The following is a 16,733-nucleotide window of genomic DNA, read 5'->3' as shown; positions in this document are numbered from 1 at the left end:
TTGGACTTACCGGCAGCGCGTATTCTAACCGCGCTCGGCTGTGTCAATACCGTGTCGCAACTATCGATTTTGAGATATCGATAGTTGCAGTTTGGGTTACTCAATCGTCGACCGGCAATGGATCGAGGCTACGCCACATATACCAGGTTGCAACGGTGCGCCACGGCTCCCAGTTCGCCGCGACCTCGCGCGCTTCGCTGCGCGTGACTGGCTCGCCGCTGAAGTAGTTCACGCTGATCGCGCGAATGAGGCCCAGGTCGTCGAGCGGCAGGACGTCCGGGCGCGACAGGTTGAAGACGAGGAACATCTCCGCTGTCCATCGACCGATGCCGCGAATCTGCGTGAGTTCGGCGATGACCGCCTCGTCTTCCATCGATTCCCACTTGCCGACGTGCAGCGCGCCCGACACGAAGTGCTGCGCGAGATCAAGCACGTATTCCGACTTGCGTTTCGACAGCCCGCACGCCATCAACTTTTCCTGCCCGAGCTTGATGAACTGTTGCGGCACGAGCTTCGGACACGCTGTTTCAATGCGCTGCCACACGGCCTGCGCGGACGCGACGGAAATCTGCTGGCCGACGACCGAGCGCGCGAGCGTGACAAACGGATCGCCGCGGCTTAGCAGATGCACCGGGCCGAACTTCGGAATCAGCTTCTTGAGAATGCGGTCGCGCTTGACGAGATCGGCGCACGCCTTGTCCCAATACGGCGGCCGCGTCACCTCGGGCGCAAGGCCGCCGATCTGCACTGGCACGGCGACTTCGCTCGACGTCGATGCACGCGTTTTGCGCACGACTTCCCCATCGTGCAGCCTGTCGCGTGCGAGTTCCTGCACGTCGCCTGCCAGCTCCGCCGGTAGCGCGCCATTGCCTTTCACGTGCGCCTTGCGCACGGGCTTCGCGATCTTGTGAGGCGCATGCGATACGCCGTTGAGCGCGCGCTTGCCCGCCACTTTCGAAGCGAGTCCAGCGGACACTTTCGCCGACGCCTTGGCGGAAGCTTTCGCCGTCGTCGCGCCGTTGCCCGCTGACGATGCAGCCGTCAGCGAAGGTCTTGCGTTACTGCGTGCGCGTGTCGTTTTCACTACGGCTGTCGCGCCTGTGTGAGACGCGGCTCGTTTAGCCGGCGTCTTCGTGGCCATTGCCATCCTGCCTCCTGCCTGGCGAGTCGATCAGAGGAATGTTCGGGGCGCGCTCACACGCGGCGCCACTCTGTCAACCCGCCCGGTTTGTCTTCAAGTGCAATACCTGCTTCGAGCAACTCCGCCCGGATCCGGTCTGCTTCGACGTAATCTTTCGCCTGCTTGGCGGCGACGCGTGCTGCGATCCTGGCTTCGATCGCGGCGGCATCGAACGTGCCTTCGTTCGCGCTACCCGCGGCCTGCTGCAAAAACGCACGCGGCGCGCGACCGAGCAACCCCAGCAGACGTCCGAGCGACCGCAACTGTTGTGCGAGCGCCGCGTCGCGCGTGCGGTTCACTTCACTCGCCAGTTCAAACAGCACCGACACCGCAACAGGCGTGTTGAAGTCGTCGTTCATCGCGGCCTGGAAGCGCTGCGCGTGCGCTTCGTTCCAGTCGGGCAATGCATCGCCTGCTGCTTCGTCAAGCCCGACGTCCTTCAGTGCAGTGTAAAGGCGCGTAAGGGCACCGCGTGCGTCGTCGATGTGCGTATCGCTGTAATTCAGCGGCGAACGGTAATGCGCACGCGCGATGAAAAAGCGTACGACTTCGGCGTCGTATTGCGCAAGCACTTCGCGGATCGTAAAGAAGTTGCCGAGCGACTTGGACATCTTCTCATTGTCGATCTGCACGTAGCCGTTATGCATCCAGTAATTGACAAACGTTTGACCGGACGCGCCTTCGCTTTGCGCGAGTTCGTTCTCATGATGCGGAAACTGCAGATCCTGACCGCCGCCGTGAATGTCGAAGTGCTCGCCGAGCAGGCTGCAGCTCATCGCCGAGCATTCAATATGCCAACCGGGACGGCCACGGCCGTACTTCGAATCCCAGCCGGTGTCGGCGGGTTCTTCCGGCTTCGACTTCTTCCATAAGACGAAGTCGAGCGGATCCTGCTTCGCATCGTTCGCCGCGACGCGTTCGCCCGCGCGCAGGTCCTCGATCGACTTGCCCGAGAGCTGTCCGTAGTTCGCGAACTTGCGCACGGCGTAATTTACGTCGCCGTCTGTCGCCTGATACGCGTAGCCGTTTGCTTCGAGCGCCTCGATCATGCCGAGCATCTGCGGAATGAAGTCAGTGGCACGCGGCTCGATGTCGGGCCGCGCGATGCCGAGCGCGTCCGCGTCTTCATGCAGCGCGGCGATAAAGCGGTCGGTCAGCGACTTGATTGTCTCGCCGTTTTCGACAGCGCGTCGAATGATCTTGTCATCGATATCGGTGATGTTGCGTACATACGTGACCTGATAGCCAAGTGTACGCAGCCAGCGCTGGACGATATCGAACACCACCATCACGCGCGCATGACCGACGTGGCAGTAGTCGTACACGGTCATCCCGCAGACATACATCCGCACGACGCCCGCTTCACGCGGCACGAAAGATTGCTTGTCACGCGCGAGCGTGTTGTAGATGCGCAGAGATTCCATAGAGACGATGCGTGGGCCGAAAGAAATCCGCATTGTGTTACGTGCATGCTGCACCCGGCGCTTCGCGACCCGATTCACAACCTGGGCGGGCACGACAGGAACAGCAGGCAAACGAAGCTGACACCAAACCGGGGCATTTTGTGCTGCGGTCAGGCTGCATTCAAGGCGGAGACGACCACGAGTGGCGAAAAGACAGTCTGTGGTTCAACGGAACGCGCAGACCTTTTGTTAGAATGGGTCGGAGTATAACACCCAGACCTGAGCCTATGAAACCTTCCAGCGGCCGCGCGCGACGCGCTGCGACCCTCGCCGCGACTGCCTTTTGCGGCGTCGCCTTCATGGTATTGGCGGGTCCCGCCGCGCACGCGCAGTCGAAAGCTGTCGTGGACGGCACACCGCAAATCGACGCGTCGATCGCTCAGAAAGACTGGGATGGCGCGCTGAAGCAGCTCGACGCGCGCATCGCGTCGAATCCGCGTGACGCGCAGGCGAAGTTCAAGCGCGCGACGGTGCTCGCGCGCCTCAATCGCGCCGACGACGCCATCGCCGCGTTCACCGAGCTCACGCAGCTGTACCCGGAGCTGCCCGAACCGTACAACAACCTCGCCGCGCTCTACGCGAAGGAAGGCCGCTATCCGGAAGCCCGCGCTGCGCTCGAAACCGCGACCCGCGTCAATCCGAACTACGGCCTCGCGTATGAAAACCTCGGCGACCTGTATCTGCGCCTTGCCGCCGAATCGTACAGGCGCGCGCAGGGTATCGGTCACGCGAGCGGGGCCACGCAGCAGCGTCTCGCCGACATCCAGAAGATCGTCTCGCCGCCGGCGGGCAGCAAGAAACCCGCGCACAAGAGCGCCGCAGCGGTCGACGACTACACCGCGCGCGCCGTGAACAATGTGACTGAAAGCCCGTCCTTCCAGTTCGGTGGCCCGACCGGCTCGCTCGCGGTGCCGCCTTACGTCGCGCCGTCGCAATAGACCCAACGGGCCTTCTTTCGTCACCCCGATTTTTCCACCCCGAGGATTTACATGAAATGGTTGATGTTGGCGCTCGGCAGCGCCGCCCTGATCGCGAACGCACCCGCTTTTGCACAAACGGGTTCACAGGCACAGGCCGCGCACCCGTCCGTCCTCTTCAAGACATCGGAAGGCGACATTCGTGTCGAGCTGTATCCTGAGAAGGCGCCGAAGACCGTCGCGAATTTCCTCGACTACGTGAAGTCCGGCCAGTACAGCGGCACGATTTTTCATCGCGTGATTCCGGGCTTCATGATCCAGGGCGGCGGCTACACGACGAGCTTCGCCGAAAAGCCGACGCGTGCGCCGATTCCGCTCGAAAGCCGCAACGGCCTGAAAAATGCTGCGGGTACGCTGTCGATGGCGCGTACGAGCGATCCGAATTCGGCCACGGCGCAGTTCTTCATCAATACAGTGGATAACGCCGGCCTCGATTATCCGAATCCAGACGGCAACGGCTACGCCGTGTTCGGCAAGGTCACGTCGGGCATGGACGTCGTGAAGAAGATCGAAGGCGAACCGACCACCACGCGCGGCCCGATGTCCGACGTGCCGCAAAAGCAGGTCGTGATCCAGTCGGCGACTGTCGTCAGCAAGTAAGCGGGTAACAACGCGTCCTGAAAGCGCACCGAACGCACCCGCAGGAACACCTCCGCGCGGACTGGCCGAACGTGCCGTCCGCGCCCTTCACTCACCTGTCAGTCAAAGGATCCCATCATGGTCGAACTGCACACGAACCACGGCATCATCAAACTCGAACTGGACGCCGAAAAAGCGCCGAAGTCGGTTGAAAACTTCCTCAACTACGTGAAGGCCGGTCATTACGACAACACGGTGTTCCACCGCGTAATCGACGGCTTCATGGTTCAGGGCGGCGGTTTCGAGCCGGGCATGAAGCAAAAGCCGACCGAAGCGCCAATCACGAACGAAGCGAACAATGGACTGAAGAACGTCAAGGGTTCGGTGGCCATGGCGCGCACGAACGATCCGCACTCGGCAACCGCCCAGTTCTTCATCAACGTGAACGACAACGACTTCCTGAACCACTCGTCGCCGACGCCGCAGGGCTGGGGCTACGCGGTGTTCGGCAAGGTGGTCGAAGGTCTGGACGTGCTCGACGCCATCCGCAAGGTGAAGACGGGCTCGAAGGGCTTTCACCAGGACGTGCCGGTCGACGACGTCATCATCGAAAAGGCTGTGATCGCCGGGTAACACCGGCCTCACGCGCGAGTTGAGAGAGGCGGCGTTTCACGCCGCCTCTTTCGGTTTAACGCAGGACATCACGAGCACCTTCAATGCTGCAAGAAACGCCGCTGCGAAGCGTCGCTGCGGGCGTGCCTGGCGAGGGCAGACGCCCGCATGCCGCACGCCCGTTTTTATTCATTTCCGATCTTCACCTGAGCGAGGCGATTCCGCGCACCGTCGCGGCGTTCGAGCATTTCATCCGCGTAACGGCCGATCAGGCGGATTCGGTTTTCATTCTGGGCGATCTGTTCGAGTACTGGATCGGCGACGACATGCTGGTCGCGCCCGATGGTGACCGGTTCGTCGCCCGCATGGCGGCGCTGATGCACACGTTGACCGAGCGCGGCATCGCGCTCTACATCATGCATGGCAACCGGGATTTCCTGCTTGGCAAGCGCTTCATGAAAGCGGCCGGCGCGATATGGCTGCCGGATCCGTTTGTCATCACCGCGTTCGGTACGCGCGTCACGCTCGCGCACGGCGACGGACTTTGCACGGCCGATCGCGGCTACCAGCTGTTTCGCCGCTTCGCGCGCAGTCGGGTTGCGCAGGCGCTGTTTCTCGCGTGGCCGTTCAGGTGGCGCAGGAAACTCGCTGAACGGATGCGCTCAGCGAGCGAGGAAGGCCGCTCGCGCCCCGTCTCGCCGAAATACGACGTGACGTCGAAAGCGGTCGCGGCGATGTTTCGCAAATCCGGCACGAGGACAATCATTCACGGCCACACGCATCGCCCCGCGACGCACGTCGAACCCGGTGGCACACGCTGGGTTCTGCCCGACTGGGAACTCGATCACGGCACACGGCGCGGCGGTTATCTGCGTATCGATTCCGAGGGCTTCAAGGTGTTGCCGCTGGATTGATCCGGGCCGCACGGTAAAGCCCCAGGCGCCACACATGCCCACGCCCGCACACGGCAATCGCAGATGAAACGGCGATCGCAGCGCGTGCGCGATCAACTCTGCTCGACCTTCCCTTCAATCGCCGCCGACAGCCGCCGCAGATCGAGCAGCGCCGCATCGGCGCCGTTCAACGCTTCGAGGCTCGTGCCGAGCCGCTCCAGCGCTGCGACGATTTCGTCGATGCGCTGCGACTGCGTCGCCGCGTGATCGATCAATCCGTGAATGGCGAGTGACACCGGATCGTCCGCATTCGGCGTGATGCCATAAGCGCAGAAGCCGCTTCGGGCCGACGCTGGTTTCCCGTCGCCCGCCCTCCCCGCCGATCGTGTTGCGCTTGCAGCGGGCACGATCACGCGCGCCGGATTACCGACCGCCGTGCCGCCCGGGGGCACCGGCTTCACGACGACGGCGTTCGAGCCGATCTTCGCCTCCGCGCCGATCGTAAAGCCGCCGAGCACTTTCGCACCCGCACCGACGATCACGCCGCGGCCGAGTGTCGGATGCCGCTTCGCGCCGCGCTCGAGCGACGTGCCGCCGAGCGTCACGCCCTGATAGATCGTGCAGTCGTCACCGATTTCGGCGGTTTCGCCGATCACGACGCCCATGCCGTGATCGATGAACACGCGCCGGCCGACGGTTGCGCCCGGGTGGATTTCGATACCGGTCAGAAAGCGCGCGAGCTGCGACACGAAGCGCGCGAGCCAGCGGCGCCCGGCGCGCCAGCATGCGTGCGCGAGACGGTGCAGCACGAGCGCATGAAGGCCCGGATAACACGTGAGGACTTCCCAGGCGCTGCGGGCGGCGGGATCGCGCTCACGGATCGTGGCGATGTCTTCGCGAAGTCTTTTGAACATGGCAATCAGGCTGACGTGGGGTGAGGCTGCGCTGCCGCCGGTGGCAACACCTGGCAACGGGCAACGCGCGCTGGACGGCGGGCTGCGAATCCAGCCCTGCCGCTTTGCTTATGACGTTTTCAGCGATTGTAGGGGCATTGCGGAAACGCTGCTCGAAGCCCGCGTGGCCAGCAAGGTCGTCATCCTGAACCCAAAGGGCGCGCGGCGCCGCCGGTCGCATCCGGTCTACTTGCCGGACGGCTTCACCTTCAGCAGGATATGTTTGGCGATACCGCGCACGATGTTGACTTCCTCGCGCTCGAGCCCCGAACGGGCGAAGAGCCGCCGCAGACGGGACATCAGTTTCTTCGGATTCGCGGGATCGAGAAACTCGAGCGCGATCAGCGCGTTTTCCAGATGCACGTACATGCGTTCGATTTCTTCGCTGGCCGCGCGTGGCGACGCGTCCGGATCGATATTGCCCGTGGCGCTGCTGCTGGCGACTTGCATGTCCAGATAAGCCATGCGCAATTCATACGACAGCACCTGGATGGCCTGCGCGAGGTTGAGCGAGCTATACGCCGGATTGGCCGGAATATGCGCGAGCACACTGCAACGCTCAACGTCCTCGTTCGAGAGGCCCGTGCGTTCGTTGCCGAACACCAGCGCGATCTCGCCCTGTGCCGCGTGGTTGCGCGCCTCCACCGCGGCGACACGCGGCGAGAGCTGCGGCGGACCGTATTCACGGGCCCGGGCCGTGAGCGCGATCGACCAGTGGACTCCGTTCAATGCGTCAGTGAGCGTCGGCACGACGTGGGCGGACGCCAGCACGTCGTCGGCGCCGCTTGCCATCGCAACCGCCTCCGGGTCGTTCTGCACGTTCGAAACGCGCGGCGCGACGAGCACCAGCCGCGAGAAACCCATCGTCTTGACCGCGCGCGCCGCCGCACCGACGTTCCCGGGATGACTCGGCTCGACGAGCACGAAGCGCGTCGACGTGAAGCCGCCGCGAACGGGACCCGCGCTGTCGCCAGGCGCGCCAGACGTTGCGGATGAATCGCGGGAAGGAGAAGACGGGTGCTGAATTTCGGCCACGGGTGACATTCGACTGACTGGAGAACCCCTATGGTAGCGCCATCCACCGTTGCCGGAGCCGGCTTTCGGGCGCGAGCGCGCGCGGCGCTGCCGAAAGCGGCCAGACTCGGGTAAAATCACGAAATTCGCGTCGTCCCTGAACGTTTCAGGGGGCCTCGCCCCGCTCTTCTTCAATTCGTCTCCGTCGACGGAACGCGTGTTTGATCACTTCAAAGCGAACGTTCCGGTTGTTTACCGCTATTACCGGACCGCCGCTTTCGGCTGTCCGGCACAAGGATCCCGGCTCATGCATCCCATGCTAAACATCGCTGTCAAGGCCGCTCGTCGCGGCGGGCAGATCATCAACCGCGCGTCGCTCGATCTGGACCTCATCCAGGTCAGCAAAAAGCAGCACAACGATTTCGTCACGGAGGTCGACAAGGCGTCGGAAGCCGCGATCATCGATACGCTGAAGACCGCCTACCCCGATCACGCGATCCTCGCCGAAGAATCCGGCAAATCCGACAACGAGTCGGAATTCCAGTGGATCATCGACCCGCTCGACGGCACCACGAACTTCATCCACGGTTTCCAGTATTACTGCGTGTCGATCGCGCTCGCGCACAAGGGCATCGTGACGCAGGCCGTCGTCTATGACCCGACCCGCAACGATCTCTTCACCGCCTCGCGCGGCCGTGGCGCGTACCTGAACGACCGCCGCATCCGCGTGGGCCGCCGCGACCGTCTGGCCGACGGCCTGATCGGCACCGGCTTCCCGTTCCGCGAAAAGGATGGCCTCGAAGCGTACAACCGCCTCTTCACCGAGATGACGAATGCCTGCGCGGGCCTGCGCCGCCCCGGCGCCGCCGCGCTCGATCTGGCAAACGTCGCCGCGGGCCGTCTCGACGGCTTCTTCGAGCAGGGCATCAACGCATGGGACATGGCGGCAGGCAGCCTGCTGATCACGGAAGCGGGCGGTCTCGTGGGCAACTACACGGGCGACTCGGACTTCCTTCACGTGGGCGAAGTCGTCGCCGGCAATCCGAAGATGTACGCGCAGATGGTGCCGATCCTCACCAAGTACAGCCGCACGAAGCAGCAAGCGGCTTGATGCACGGATAAAAAAGCGGCTCTGGCCGCTTTTTTGTTATGGCGTCGGCGTGCGTTCGACAACCGGTTCGAATCCAGCGCGACGCTTCCTGTTGCGCGCTCCGGTCCGCTTCATGAAAAAAGGCTTCTATACGATCATTGCGGCACAGTTTGTGTCGTCGCTGGCGGACAACGCGCTGCTCATCGCGGCGATTGCGCTCCTGACTGTCATCCAGTCGCCGGCGTGGATTACGCCGCTGCTGCAGATCTTCTTCACGATTTCCTACGTGCTGCTCGCGCCCTTCGTCGGCGCGTTCGCCGACGCGCTGCAAAAGCGTCACGTGATGTTCGTCTCGAACGCGCTGAAGGCGGCGGGATGCCTGATGATGATTGCAGGTGTTCATCCGATGATCGCGTACGGCGTGGTCGGCTTCGGCGCGGCGGCGTATTCGCCTGCCAAATACGGCATCCTGACCGAACTGCTGCCCGCCGAAAAACTGGTCGCCGCCAACGCCTGGCTGGAATCGGCGACGGTGCTCTCGACGATCGTCGGCACGATGGTGGGCGGCGCACTCATCAGCACAATCGCGACGAAGTTCGTCGCGCGGGCGCATCTTCCGGTCATCCACACCGCCGCCGATCTCGCGATGCTCGCCGTGATGCTCACGTACGCGGCAGCCGCGGCGATCAACGTCGCGATTCCGGACACCGGCGCGCGTTATCCGAACCGGCTTGCCGAGCCGAAGAAGCTCGTTGGCGACTTCGCGAACAGCTTCAACGTGCTGTGGGCCGACAAGCTCGCGCAGATCGCGCTCTGGGTCACGACGCTCATGTGGGGCGGCGCCGTCACGCTGCAACTGCTCGTGCTGAAGTGGGCGGATGCGAATCTCGGCCTGTCGCTGTCGAAAGCGGCGGTCATGCAGGGCATCACGGGTCTCGGCATTGCCGTCGGCGCCGCGGCCGCGGCTGCGTGGGTGCCGCTGCGCGGCTCGCTGCGCGTGCTGCCGGTCGGCATCGTGACGGGGGCGGTGGCGATCGCGATGGCGTTCTATAGCAAGGGGCTTTTTCCGGCGGGCATGGGCATCCGGATCGGCCCGTTCGTCGCGCCGGTGTATATCGTGCTCGCCTATCCGCTGATGATTCTGCTGGGCGCGCTGTCGGGCTTCTTCATCGTGCCGATGAACGCGATCCTGCAGCATCGCGGCGCCACGCTGCTCACCGCGGGACACTCGATCGCCGTGCAGAACTTCAACCAGAACCTGGCTGTTCTTCTGATGCTCGGCGCATACGCGTTGATGCTGACGGCGAAGCTGCCGGTGCAGTGGATCATCGTCGTGTTCGGCACGTTTATCACGTTCATGATGTGGCTCGCCAGACGCCGCAGCCTCGCGAATGCACGCAAGGTCGACATGCGGGCGCTGGTCGAAGAATGACGCCGGCGTGCACCGGCCAACCGGCCAGGTTCACAGGTGGCGCGGGCGGGTTAAACTCACGCCCTGAACACCATGGCACGACATCAGGATGGGCACTCCAATCGCAACACCCAACGAAACCGTCGCACAACATACGCCGATGATGCAGCAATACCTGCGCATCAAGAGCGAACATCCGGGCACGCTCGTGTTCTACCGGATGGGCGACTTCTACGAGCTCTTTTTCGAAGACGCGGAGAAAGCCGCGCGCCTGCTCGATCTGACGCTGACGCAGCGCGGCGCGTCGGCGGGCAACCCGATCAAGATGGCCGGCGTGCCGCATCACGCCGTCGAACAGTATCTGGCGAAGCTCGTGAAGCTCGGCGAATCGGTGGCGATCTGCGAACAGATTGGCGACCCGGCTACGTCGAAGGGGCCTGTCGAGCGCAAGGTGATGCGCGTCGTCACACCGGGCACGCTGACTGACGCGGCGCTGCTGTCCGACAAGAACGACGCGTACCTGCTTGCGATGTGCGTCGGCCACAACCGGCGCGGCGTGGCGACCACGGTCGGGCTCGCCTGGCTGAATCTCGCGAGCGGCGGGTTGCGTCTTGCCGAAGTGGCGCCCGATCAGGTCGCCGCCGTGCTGGAGCGGATCCGCCCGGCTGAGATGCTTGTCGCTGATACGGCAACCGATACGGGCGCAACGCCTGCCACGGGCACCGGCGCCGTCACGCGGGTGCCGGCATGGCACTTCGATGTGGCTTCGGGTACGCAGCGTCTGTGCGACCAGTTGAACGTGGCGAGCCTCGACGGCTTCGGCGCGCATTCACTCGCGAGCGCCTGTGGTGCAGCCGGCGCGCTGCTGCTGTACGCGGCGGCAACGCAGGGGCAGCAACTGCGTCACGTCCGCAGCCTGAAGGTCGAATCCGAGTCGGAATACATTGGTCTCGATCCGGCAACGCGGCGCAATCTGGAGTTGACCGAGACGCTGCGCGGCACCGAGTCACCCACGCTGTGTTCGCTGCTCGATACATGCTGCACGACGATGGGCAGCCGGCTCCTGCGGCACTGGCTGCATCATCCACCGCGCGCTTCCGCGATTGCAGAGGCACGTCAGCAAGCCATCGGGGCGCTGCTCGACGCGCCGGCGGCCGCGAGTCTCGACGCACTCCGTACCGCACTGCGGCAGATCTCCGATATCGAACGCATCACGGGGCGCCTCGCGCTGCTGTCGGCGCGTCCCCGCGACCTGTCGAGCCTGCGCGACACGTTCATCGCGCTGCCCGCGCTGCGCACGCAGATTGCACTGCTTGCGGGTGCATCGGATTCGCTCGCCCAGATCGACCTGTCGCTCGCGCCACCCATGGACTGCGTCGAACTGCTGACGCGCGCGGTCGCGCCCGAACCCGCCGCAATGGTGCGTGACGGCGGCGTGATCGCCCGCGGCTACGATGCGGATCTGGATGAACTGCGTGACATCTCCGAGAACTGCGGGCAGTTCCTGATCGACCTCGAAACGCGCGAACGCGCGCGCACCGGCATTTCGAACCTGCGCGTCGAGTACAACAAGGTTCACGGCTTCTATATCGAGGTCACGCGCGGCCAGACGGACAAGGTGCCCGACGACTACCGTCGTCGCCAGACGCTGAAAAACGCCGAACGCTACATTACGCCGGAACTGAAAACGTTCGAAGACAAGGCGCTCTCCGCACAGGAACGCGCGCTCGCACGCGAGAAATCGCTGTATGACGCGCTGCTGCAATCGCTGCTGCCGTTCATCGCCGACTGCCAGCGCGTGGCTTCGGCGCTTGCGGAACTCGATCTGCTCGCGGCGCTTGCGGAACGCGCGCGCGCGCTCGACTGGGTCGCGCCGACGTTCTCCAGCGAAGCCGGTATCGAGATCGAGCAGGGCCGCCATCCGGTTGTCGAAGCGCAGGTCGAACAGTTCATCGCGAACGACTGCACGCTCTCGCACGAACGCAAGCTGCTGCTGATCACCGGTCCAAACATGGGCGGCAAATCGACGTTCATGCGTCAGACCGCGCTGATCGCGCTGATGGCGTACGTCGGCAGTTATGTGCCCGCACGACGCGCGCGCTTCGGCCCGATCGACCGCATCTTCACACGCATCGGCGCAGCCGACGACCTCGCAGGTGGCCGCTCGACGTTCATGGTCGAAATGACCGAAGCCGCGGCGATCCTCAACGACGCGACGCCACAAAGTCTCGTGCTCATGGACGAGATCGGCCGCGGCACATCGACCTTCGACGGTCTCGCGCTTGCATGGGCAATTGCCCGGCATCTGCTTGCGCACAACGGCTGCCACACGCTCTTCGCGACGCATTACTTTGAACTCACGCAACTCCCCACCGAATTTCCGCAGGCGGCGAACGTCCATCTTTCTGCGGTCGAACACGGGCACGGCATCGTGTTCCTGCACGCCGTCGAGGAGGGCCCCGCGAACCAGAGTTACGGCTTGCAGGTCGCGCAACTGGCTGGCGTGCCGTCAGCCGTGATTCGCGCCGCTCGCCGGCATCTCGCGCATCTCGAACAGCAGTCGGTCGCGCAGGGCACGCCGCAACTCGACCTCTTCGCGGCGCCGGTGCAAGTTGAAGATGCAGACGACGAGCCGGCGACCGAACCCACGCCGCAACATCAGGCGGCCATCGAAAAGCTGCGTGCAATCGACGTGGACGGGCTGAGCGCGCGCGACGCGCTCCAGCTGCTCTACGAACTGCAAGACCTGGCCAGCGCGCCGGATGCGGACCGTTGAACGTCCGTGGCCCCAGTGGTGCCCGCGCGATATCCGCGCGGCACTTGCCATTGCGCTGGCATGCAGTGTGATCGGCGCGCAGCCGGTGGCGGCATATGCGGCCGGCTCGCGCTACGCGTTCGCGGTCATCAGCGGCACGCTCGAAAGCCCGGCCGATGAAGCACCGACGCAACGTCTGCTCGACACCATCGGTCGCGACAGCAACGTCTCGTTTATCGTCTACGACGGCAATCTGAAGGGCGCAAGGGAAACCTGCAACGACGCGCTGTACGAACGACGCCAGACGTTGCTCGAAGCTGCGCGACCGGCGCTCATCTTCGTGGCCGGCCAGCACGACTGGGCCGACTGCGGCACTGCACCGGCAGGCAGCTACGATCCAGTCGAACGGCTGGATCTGCTACGGCAGACCGTGTTCGCGGACGCCTCCTCGATGGGCCAGAATCCGGTTGCGCTCACGCGCGAAAGCGAAGTGTCGCGCTTTCATCCGTATCGGGAAAACGTACGCTGGCAGGTGGAAGATACGGTGTTTCTTGCGCTGAACGTGCCGTCGCCAAACAACCACTATTTGAATGCAGGCGGCCGGAACGGAGAATTTGAGGATCGCGTCGTGGCAAACGCGTTCTGGCTCGAACACGCGGCCGAATTCGCGAAGCGCCGTGGTGCGCGCGCGATCGTCGTGTTCATGCAGGGTGACCCCGATCCCGAACGTTACGAGCGTCCCGACCGCTTCGCGTGGTTGCGCTTCGCGCGCAACCAGCGGCGCGACGGTTACCTGGAACTCAAACGCAGCCTCGTCAAACTGGCGCAGACTTTTCGCGGCCCGATCCTCGTCGTTCATCACGACGATCAGAGCGTGCCTGCCGGATTCCAGATCGATCAGCCATTGCGCAATGACAAGGGCGTACAGGTGACAAATCTCACCCGCATTGCGTTTGCGCCGCGAGACCGGTTGAATCAGTGGATCGAAATTGATGCGGATACGGCGCGAAGGCCGCCGTTCCGGGTGAGCGTGCGGGACGTACCGAAAAGCGTGCCGATGCCAGCGGCCGCGCCATCGAACAGCTTGCACGAGGAGCCCGTGCCGTCGATGCCAGAAATTCCGTCGATGCCGCCCGCATCCGACCTGGCGCCGACGACGCCGCTACCGATGCCGCAACCGGCGCCCGGCAGCGGTGGAAACACGGGCAACGGCGCGGGCAACTCAACGGGCAGCACGGCTACCCCGAACATGCCGCCCGCTTTCCCCGCTGCGCCTGCCAGTTCAGTGCAGCGTGGGCCCTGATTTGTTGTCGTCGTCTTCTTCGTCATCGTCGTCGAGGACTTCGAGACCATCAGCGCCGTGGGCGTGCTCGTGCTGGATTTCGTCTTCGGTCGCTTCGCGCACTTCCTTGACTGTCAGGGCAAAGCGCAGCGCCATGCCGGCGAGCGGATGGTTGCCGTCGAGCACGACCTTGTCTTCCGCGACGTCCGTCACGGTGTAGATCAGCGAATCGAGGTCTTCGTCGCCTTCTTCCGGCGTGCCTTCGAACTGCATGCCGACTTCGAGCGGCTCGGGGAAACGCTCGCGCGGCTCGATTTTCACGAGATCGGGATCGTACTCGCCGAACGCGTCTGCCGGCTCAAGCTGAACCTGGGTTTCATAGCCCGCTTCCTGGCTATCGAGCGCTTCCTCGATCTTGGGGAACGTGCCATCATAGCCGCCGTGCAGATAGACCATCGGCTCGTCGCTTTCTTCAATCAGATTGCCCTGCGCATCCGACAGCTTGTAAGCGACCGATACGACGGTGTTCTTTGCGATTTTCATTCGTTTCTCCAGAATACAACTCACATTATACGATGCCCAAGCGGCCCCTTGACCACCCGCCAGGCACGGCTTCGGCCCGAAACGTTTCACGCGTTTCCCCGCCCCTGCCGGATACGCCGACGGCACTCCTCGGCAACCTGACGCCGGCGCAATTCATGCGCCGTTACTGGCAGAAAAAGCCGCTGCTGATCCGCAACGCCATTCCGGATATCGTCCCGCCGCTCTCGCGCGATGGGCTTTTCGAGCTCGCCGATCGGGACGATGTCGAGTCCCGCCTGATCACGCACTTTCGCAACCGCTGGCAACTCGAACACGGCCCTTTCGCGCCCGACGAACTGCCGCCCATCAAACAGCGCGCCTGGACGCTGCTGGTTCAGGGCGTCGATCTGCACGACGACCGTGCCCGCGCCCTGCTCGACCGGTTTCGCTTCGTGCCGGACGCCCGTCTGGACGACCTGATGATTTCTTACGCGACCGATGGCGGCGGCGTCGGCGCGCATTTTGACTCCTACGACGTCTTTCTGCTGCAGGTCCACGGCAGGCGCCGCTGGCGGTTCGGCGCGCAGCGCGACCTGTCCCTGCGCCCCGACCTGCCGTTGAAAGTTTTACAGCACTTCGAGCCCGAAGAGGAATGGGTGCTGGAGCCCGGCGATATGCTGTATCTGCCGCCGCACATCGCGCACGACGGCATCGCCGAAGGCGAATGCATGACCTGCTCGATCGGCTTTCGCGCGCCGTCCACGCAGGAACTGACAGGCCAGTTTCTCTACCATCTGGCCGAGCGTGGCGCCCGCGACGACTCGGGAGACGGTGCCCGCGAGCTCTATCGCGACCCGAAACAACCTGCCGTGATCAATCCGGCGCAACTACCCGCGGCGCTCGTCGAACGGGTTGGCGCGATACTTGCGAAGGTCTCCTGGAACGAGCGCGATATCTCGACGTTCCTCGGCACGTATCTGAGCGAGCCGAAACCGAGCGTCGTATTCGATCCACCCGCGCGGCCATTGACAGAGACGCGTTTTATCGAACGCGCATCGAAAAATGGCATCCGGCTCGATCACAAATCGATCCTGTTGTATGACGCCCGCTTTTACTTCCTGAATGGGGAAGAAAACAGGCTCGCGGTTGTGAAAAAGTGGCTGGTTGAACTCGCTGACAGCCGTTTTATGAGTGCGAAACGCTTTGTAACACTCTCTGACGATTCGTCGGTGACAGCACTGCTACACGAGTGGTATTGTGCGGGCTGGATACAGGTAGGCGAGCTTGCCTAGGTCCGTCTACGTGTAATACCGTACCGATAAAATTTGTATGAGAAAGACAACGTATTGACCCCGGATTTATCGACGGTCGATACGAAAGTGCATATAATTTCCGCCCAAGCCGTAGGGAAGATTCACGCTCATGAAGTGCGTCTCCACCAGCGGCCCAGGTTGGTGTTGGAGCACATTACCGGTAATATTTTGCGCTGTTGCTTACCTTTAACCATAAAAGGACGTGATCATGAAGAAATCCCTCCTCGTAGCATCCCTGTTGGCAGCTGTGGCACTGGCTGCATGCAACAAGAGCAGCGATCAGGCAGCTGCCCCGGCTAGCGATGCTGCTGCTGCTTCGGCTCCGGCCGCTGCAGCTTCGGATTCGGCAGCTGCTGCATCGGGCGCTGCTGCTGCTGCGAGCGACGCTGCTGCTACGGCTACGACGGCTGCATCGGATGCAGGCGCTGCCGCTTCGGACGCTGCTGCTTCGGCTGCTGCTCCGGCATCGGGCGCAAGCCAGTAAGCTGTAGTAAAGGGTTCGCCTCTGGGCGAATACCGCATCGGGAGGTCTACCCGATCTTCCGATGCGGTAAAGCAAAACGCCACGAATTCACATTCGTGGCGTTTTGCTTTGGTGAGCCGGCGTTGGGTCAAACCATTCGCTACGTGCACCCTGCCTCAGTGCCGGACGATGAACGACAACGCGCGTCAGGCGAGCGCGCTGTCCG

General features: G+C 63.4%; 15 protein-coding genes. 10 read left to right on the top strand and 5 right to left on the bottom strand.

Going from position 1 to position 16,733, the window contains the following annotated elements:
* Positions 1-100 precede the first annotated feature (100 nt).
* Positions 101-1,147, bottom strand: coding sequence for a DNA-3-methyladenine glycosylase family protein (locus tag LPA36_RS13745; RefSeq protein ID WP_228877297.1), 1,047 nt, complete (start codon positions 1,145-1,147; stop codon positions 101-103).
* A 47-nt stretch (positions 1,148-1,194) separates the two neighbouring features.
* Positions 1,195-2,604 carry a cysteine--tRNA ligase gene (gene cysS, locus LPA36_RS13740; RefSeq protein WP_228877296.1) on the bottom strand — a complete coding sequence of 470 codons (1,410 nt, stop codon included), beginning with the start codon at positions 2,602-2,604 and terminating at the stop codon, positions 1,195-1,197.
* Between the two features lie 266 nt (positions 2,605-2,870).
* On the opposite strand from cysS, the gene LPA36_RS13735 reads away from it, so the two are divergent.
* The 4 genes from LPA36_RS13735 (at position 2,871) to LPA36_RS13720 (ending at position 5,725) form a co-directional block, all read left to right on the top strand.
* Positions 2,871-3,581 carry a tetratricopeptide repeat protein gene (locus tag LPA36_RS13735; protein WP_228877295.1) on the top strand — a complete coding sequence of 237 codons (711 nt, stop codon included), beginning with the start codon at positions 2,871-2,873 and terminating at the stop codon, positions 3,579-3,581.
* A gap of 51 nt (positions 3,582-3,632) precedes the next feature.
* Positions 3,633-4,220, top strand: a complete 588-nt coding sequence (locus LPA36_RS13730; RefSeq protein ID WP_228877294.1) for a peptidylprolyl isomerase — start codon at positions 3,633-3,635, stop codon at positions 4,218-4,220.
* 117 nt (positions 4,221-4,337) lie between these two features.
* Positions 4,338-4,832 (top strand): peptidylprolyl isomerase, encoded by a 495-nt coding sequence (locus tag LPA36_RS13725; RefSeq protein WP_228877293.1) that lies wholly within the window; start codon positions 4,338-4,340, stop codon positions 4,830-4,832.
* 83 nt (positions 4,833-4,915) lie between these two features.
* Entirely contained in the window at positions 4,916-5,725 is an 810-nt protein-coding gene (locus LPA36_RS13720; RefSeq protein WP_228877292.1) for a UDP-2,3-diacylglucosamine diphosphatase, read from the top strand.
* A gap of 92 nt (positions 5,726-5,817) precedes the next feature.
* On the opposite strand, the gene cysE is transcribed toward LPA36_RS13720, so the two are convergent.
* Together cysE and LPA36_RS13710 are read right to left on the bottom strand one after the other, a co-directional pair.
* Positions 5,818-6,618: a serine O-acetyltransferase gene (gene cysE / locus LPA36_RS13715; protein WP_228877289.1), complete on the bottom strand. Its 801-nt coding sequence runs from the start codon at positions 6,616-6,618 to the stop codon at positions 5,818-5,820.
* Between the two features lie 225 nt (positions 6,619-6,843).
* Positions 6,844-7,701: an RNA methyltransferase gene (locus tag LPA36_RS13710; protein ID WP_228877288.1), complete on the bottom strand. Its 858-nt coding sequence runs from the start codon at positions 7,699-7,701 to the stop codon at positions 6,844-6,846.
* 277 nt (positions 7,702-7,978) lie between these two features.
* On the opposite strand from LPA36_RS13710, the gene LPA36_RS13705 reads away from it, so the two are divergent.
* The 4 genes from LPA36_RS13705 (at position 7,979) to LPA36_RS13690 (ending at position 14,230) form a co-directional block, all read left to right on the top strand.
* Positions 7,979-8,782, top strand: coding sequence for an inositol monophosphatase family protein (locus tag LPA36_RS13705; RefSeq protein ID WP_228877286.1), 804 nt, complete (start codon positions 7,979-7,981; stop codon positions 8,780-8,782).
* 112 nt (positions 8,783-8,894) lie between these two features.
* On the top strand, positions 8,895-10,193 hold the full coding sequence (gene lplT / locus LPA36_RS13700; RefSeq protein ID WP_228877524.1) for a lysophospholipid transporter LplT: 1,299 nt from the start codon (positions 8,895-8,897) through the stop codon (positions 10,191-10,193).
* An 88-nt stretch (positions 10,194-10,281) separates the two neighbouring features.
* Entirely contained in the window at positions 10,282-12,948 is a 2,667-nt protein-coding gene (gene mutS / locus LPA36_RS13695) for a DNA mismatch repair protein MutS (protein WP_228877285.1), read from the top strand.
* Complete coding sequence (locus tag LPA36_RS13690) at positions 12,935-14,230, top strand: hypothetical protein (RefSeq protein WP_228877283.1); 1,296 nt, start codon at positions 12,935-12,937, stop codon at positions 14,228-14,230. The genes mutS and LPA36_RS13690 overlap by 14 nt, the downstream gene beginning before the upstream one ends.
* Here LPA36_RS13690 and LPA36_RS13685 read toward each other — a convergent pair.
* A complete protein-coding gene (locus LPA36_RS13685) occupies positions 14,210-14,752 on the bottom strand; it encodes an FKBP-type peptidyl-prolyl cis-trans isomerase (protein ID WP_228877281.1) in 543 nt (180 codons plus the stop codon). The genes LPA36_RS13690 and LPA36_RS13685 overlap by 21 nt on opposite strands.
* A 32-nt stretch (positions 14,753-14,784) precedes the next feature.
* On the opposite strand from LPA36_RS13685, the gene LPA36_RS13680 reads away from it, so the two are divergent.
* Positions 14,785-16,023 (top strand): cupin domain-containing protein, encoded by a 1,239-nt coding sequence (locus LPA36_RS13680; RefSeq protein WP_228877280.1) that lies wholly within the window; start codon positions 14,785-14,787, stop codon positions 16,021-16,023.
* Positions 16,024-16,252: 229 nt separating this feature from the next.
* Positions 16,253-16,528, top strand: a complete 276-nt coding sequence (locus LPA36_RS13675) for a hypothetical protein (RefSeq protein WP_228877278.1) — start codon at positions 16,253-16,255, stop codon at positions 16,526-16,528.
* Positions 16,529-16,733 lie beyond the last annotated feature (205 nt).

Origin of the sequence: Paraburkholderia saeva (assembly GCF_907164555.1) — a bacterium.
Taxonomy (GTDB): Bacteria; Pseudomonadota; Gammaproteobacteria; order Burkholderiales; family Burkholderiaceae; genus Paraburkholderia; species Paraburkholderia saeva.
Note: the sequence above shows the minus strand (reverse complement) of the source record. Positions and strands in the feature narration are given on the sequence as shown.